The organism is Roseateles sp., assembly GCF_036404855.1.
Lineage (GTDB): Bacteria > Pseudomonadota > Gammaproteobacteria > Burkholderiales > Burkholderiaceae_C > Pelomonas.
The window spans coordinates 1-4,723 of the sequence record NZ_DASWYS010000347.1; the positions used below are offsets into that span (position 1 = coordinate 1).

5 protein-coding genes are annotated in these 4,723 nt (G+C 68.8%); all 5 read right to left on the reverse strand.

The window, feature by feature from the left end; all coding sequences use genetic code 11:
• Nucleotides 1–38 precede the first annotated feature (38 nt).
• Nucleotides 39–1,160, reverse strand: coding sequence for an SLC13 family permease (locus tag VGF12_RS23125; protein ID WP_331178398.1), 1,122 nt, complete (start codon nt 1,158–1,160; stop codon nt 39–41).
• 365 nt (nt 1,161–1,525) lie between these two features.
• A complete protein-coding gene (folK, locus tag VGF12_RS23130) occupies nt 1,526–1,978 on the reverse strand; it encodes a 2-amino-4-hydroxy-6-hydroxymethyldihydropteridine diphosphokinase (protein ID WP_331178402.1) in 453 nt (150 codons plus the stop codon).
• Between the two features lie 20 nt (nt 1,979–1,998).
• Nucleotides 1,999–3,537: a polynucleotide adenylyltransferase PcnB gene (pcnB, locus tag VGF12_RS23135; protein WP_331178399.1), complete on the reverse strand. Its 1,539-nt coding sequence runs from the start codon at nt 3,535–3,537 to the stop codon at nt 1,999–2,001.
• Nucleotides 3,534–4,202 carry an HAD family hydrolase gene (locus tag VGF12_RS23140; protein WP_331178400.1) on the reverse strand — a complete coding sequence of 223 codons (669 nt, stop codon included), beginning with the start codon at nt 4,200–4,202 and terminating at the stop codon, nt 3,534–3,536. The genes pcnB and VGF12_RS23140 overlap by 4 nt, the downstream gene beginning before the upstream one ends.
• On the reverse strand, nt 4,199–4,723 hold a 525-nt coding region (locus VGF12_RS23145), incomplete at its 5' end, for an HdaA/DnaA family protein (protein ID WP_331178401.1). The genes VGF12_RS23145 and VGF12_RS23140, both read right to left, overlap by 4 nt.

The following is a 4,723-nucleotide window of genomic DNA, read 5'->3' on the forward strand; positions in this document are numbered from 1 at the left end:
CGTGAACGAGATCCGTGCCCCCGCGAGGCCCGACTCCTTCAGCTTCGCGGAAGCAGGAACAACAGCACGTAGCCGATCCCTGCAGCCACTGCCAGCGCGGGGATCGCGTAGAGGTGGAAGGTCTTCCACGCGTTTCGATCACCGGTCATCCTGAGCGCGATCAGGTTCGCCAGTGAACCGACCATCCACCCGAAGCCCCCAACGTTGACGCTGTACGCGATCACACGCCAGTCCCGCGAAAATTCCGCCAGGGCAATGGTGGCCGGCACATTGCTGACGAGTTGGCTGACCCCGATGCCCACCCAGTACAGGTTCGCCGGTTTTTGAAGACCGAGCTTCAGCATCAGCGCACTCACCGCATCCAGGCCAGCAAGCAACCTCAGGTCGATGAACATCAGTGCGAAGACGAGCAACAGGCCCCAGTCGAGCTCGGCCACGACGCGCGGGCGGAGCACCAGGAACAGCAGGAGCACGGCCGCGGTTGCCACACCGGCGTGGTGCATGTCCGTGGCGACCAGGAACGGCACGTAGAGCGCGAGGCAGACGCCGAGCAATCGCCGATCCAGCGTTGACACCTCGTGCTCGATGACGTCGAACGACCGGGCCCTGAACGCGAAAGCCGTGAGGGCAAGCAGCGCGACCATCAGGCTTGCCACCAACGGCAACTGGTGCCAGATGAAATCGCCGAACGGCACGTCGGCGAGCTGCCAGAGAAAGATGTTCTGCGGGTTGCCAATGGGGGTGAGCGCAGACCCGACGTTGACGGCAAGGGCCTCGAAGACGACCGTCTTCGTGAGGGGCATCCCCGTGAGCCTGCACACGCCGATCGTCAGCGGCACCACCACGAATAGCGCCACGTCGTTGGTCAGCGCCGTCGACAGCAGCGCCGCCGTGGAAACGAGGAACAAGGCAGCGGCCCGCTCGGTCGCCATCGATTCGACGAGCCGGCGGCCGAGGGCGTGGAGCGCGCCGCTGACCTCCAACCCCTTCGTGAGCAGCAAAAGACCGGCAAGGGCCGAGATCGTCGGCCAGTCGATCAGCGCCCCGAAGCTCGGGATTCGAGCGGGCTGGTAGATCGCGAAGCCGGCCAATCCCGCCAGCAGCACCAGGAAGAACCGGTCCCGCTTCAGGTCCCTCAGCACCCGGACGATCACGCTCATCACCGCGCAAACCTCCTCGCGAGAACATCGACCCGCGCTGCTGCGCCGGGGTGCGGCACGGCGCAGCAGCTGTCCCCACGCGCCTCAGGTGCTCCAGGTGCCCCAGGTGCCCCAGGCGCCCCAGGCGCCCCCAGCTGCGCGGCAACGGGGCCGACGAAGACAGGCGCGCCGGGGCCAGTCCCGAGGGCCCCGGACACAGGGCGGATCGCTGTCAGCCATGGCAGGGCTTGTTCCGGGCCCGTCGATGCATCCATCTCGCGCAGGGAGCGGACGATGCGGGCCGGCTGCAGCAGGCCCACGGCCTCATCGCCGACGAAGGTCGAGAACATCGCCAAGTCTCCGGGGGACGCCGGGCGGATGCCGGACTAGAGGGACAGCGGTCCGAACCGCTCGATGCGCTGCGCGTGCCAGTCCTCGCCAACGGCCAGGCACACCAGCTCCGGCGCAATCTCCAGCAACGGGCGCAGCACGAAGGCACGCTGGCCCAGGCGGGGGTGTGGCAGCGTCAGCCGCGGGGTGTCCAGCACCAGGTCGTCGTACAGCAGCATGTCGAGGTCGAGCGTGCGCGGCGCGTTGCGGTAGGGACGCTCGCGGCCGTGCGCGAGTTCGATGGCCTGCAGCGCATCCAGCAGATCAAGGGGCGCCAGCGTCGTGTCCAGCGCCGCGACGGCGTTCAGGAAGTCCGGGCCGCCCGCATCCACCGGCGCGCTGCGCCAGACGCTGGACAGGGCCGCCACCTGGGTACCGGGCAGCGCGGCAAGTTGCAGCGCCGCTTGCGTCAATGTCGCGGGAAGATCGGCGCCGAGGTTGGCGCCCATGCCGACGTAGGCCCGCGAACTCACTCGGCAGCCGGCGCCGGTGCGGCGCCCTCCCCGCCTCCGGCGGGCTTGCGGCGGCGACGGCGGCGCTTCTTGGCCGGCGCATCGGCCGCGGCCGGCTCCGTCTCGTCGCCTGCCGACGTCTCGGGCCGCGGCGCACGCGCGACGCGCGGCTGCTTGTGCTGCGAAGCACGGGCATCGGCCAGCAGCGCCTGACGGTCGTCGTCGCTGCCCAGCGCGAAGTCCTCCCACCAGTCGGCCAGGGCCGGGTCGATTTCGCCGACGTCGGCGCGCAGGCGCAGGAAGTCGAAGCCGGCACGGTAGCGCGGCTGCTCGATGAGGCTGAACACGCCCGAACCGCTGCGGCGCTCGAAGCGGGTCTGCATCATCCAGATCTCGCGCATGTCCGCCGCCAGCTTGCCGCGCCCGGAGATGTCGCCGATGCGGGCGTCGAACACGGCATCGATGGCCTGGGCCAGTGCCGGCACGGGCGGCTCGCCCGCGCTGCGGGTCTTGGTCCAGCGATCCAGCACCTCGTGCCACAACATGCAGGCCAGCATGAAGCTGGGGCTGACGCCGCGCCCCTCGTTGACACGGCGGTCGGTGTCTTCAAACGCCTGGCGGACGAAGTCACCTCGGATGCCTTCGGGCAGGTCGCCGGTTTCGGTCAGCATGGCGTCCAGCACGGCAAACACGCCGCGACCCAGGCCCAGCTTCTTCAGCTGCGCGATGCTGGCCAGGGAATGACCAGTCTGCAGCAGCTTGATCATCTCGTCGAACAGGCGCGAGGCCGGCACGTTGGCCAGCAGGGCCGAGGAGGCCTTCACCGGCGCCAGCGTCTTCTTCTCCAGCTCGAAGCCGAGCTTGGCCGCGAAACGCACGGCGCGGATGATGCGGACCGGGTCCTCGCGGTAGCGAGTTTGCGGGTCACCGATCATGCGCAGCAGCTTGGCCTTGGCGTCGGCCAATCCGCCGTGGTAGTCCACGACGAGGCGGCGCTGCGGGTCGTAGTACATCGCGTTGACCGTGAAGTCGCGGCGTGCGGCATCCTCGATCTGCGGCCCCCAGACGTTGTCGCGCAGCACACGACCGCTGGCATCGACGGCGTGGTGCTTGCCGTCCAGCTCGGCCTTGGCGGTCTTCTCGTTGCCGTTGACGGATTCGGACTCCGTGGGGAGTGCGCGGAACGTCGAGACCTCGATGACCTCGTGCTCGCGGCCGCGGCCATGGACGACGTGCACGATGCGGAAGCGCCGGCCGATGATGAAGGCGCGACGGAACAGGCCCTTGACCTGCTCGGGCGTCGCGTTGGTGGCCACGTCGAAGTCCTTGGGCCGCATGCCCAGCAGCAGGTCGCGCACGGCGCCGCCGACGATGTAGGCCTCGAATCCGGCGTCGGTCAGTGTCTTGACGACCTTGACGGCGCGCTCGTCGAGCAGATCGGGGTTGATGCCGTGGACTTCGGCAGGAACCTCGACCCGCTTGCCGAGCGGGCTGGTCTTCTTGGCACTGGCCACGGCAGGCTTGCCGAGCAATTTGTCGATGAACTTCTTGATCATGCGAAGAGGTGCAGCTGGGGCCAGCCGCGCGCGCTGGCAACGGCGGCGAGCGACGGGCTGGGATTGGTCGCCACCGGGTGGCTGACGCGTTCGAGCAGGGGCAAGTCGTTGGTCGAGTCGCTGTAGAAACTCACGCGCTCGAAATCGCGCCATTGTGCCCCCAGGCCCTGCAACCAGGCCTCGACACGCGCGATCTTGCCCTCCCGGAAGCTCGGGATGCCGTCGATCTCGCCGCTGTAGCGCCCTGCCGCATCGCGCTTCAGGTCGACGGCGAGCAGGTGCTCGACGCCGAAGGCCTGGGCGATGGGCGCGGTGACGAAGGCATTGGTGGCGGTGACGATGGCCAGCAGGTCGCCGGCCGCACGGTGCTGCTCGACCAGCGCCACGGCCTCGGGCCGTAGCGCTGGGCGCATGACCTCGGCCATGAAGCGCTCGCGCATCGCCAGCGCCTCGTCCAGCGGCCGGCTGCGCCATGCCGAGGTGGCGAAATCGATGTAGGCCGGCAGGTCCAGCGTGCCGGCGTTGTACTGGGCGAAGAACTCGTCGTTGCGTGCCCCCCAGGCCGCGCCGTCCACCCAGCCCACCTCCACCATGAAGCCACCGAAGGCATGGTCGGAGTCCACCGGGATCAGCGTCCCGTCAAGATCGAACAAGGTCAGATTCATAAAATGGGGTCGGAGTCGATTTTTTCATCGGCCAGCATGGCCTTCAACAGGGGCAGCGTCAGCGCCCGCTTGTTGGCCAGTGCGAATTCGTCCAGGCGTTCGAGCAATGCCATCAGTCCCTTGAGGTTGCGCTCGAAGCGCGTCAGCAAATAGGACAGCACGTCATCGCCCAGCAGCAGGCCGCGGCGGTCGGCTTCACGGCGCAGCGCCGCGCGCATCTCGGCCTCACGCAGCGGTTCCAGCGCAAAGCTGGGACCCCAGCCGAGGCGGGTGCGCAGGTCCTCTCGCACGTCGAGGTCGACGGCCGGCGCGTCGGCCGTCGCGACGACCGTGTACCCCTGCCCCGCCGACGCGACGAAGAGCGCGAAGGCCGCATGCTGCTGGCCGGCGTCAAATCGCTGGCAGTCGTCCAGCAGCAGCAGGCTCTCGTGGGCGGGCAGCTCCCAGGGCAAGGCGGTGTCGGCGTCGTACCAGGCGACGCGCTGGCCGGCGGCCTGCCAGCGCTCGGCGAGACCCTGCAG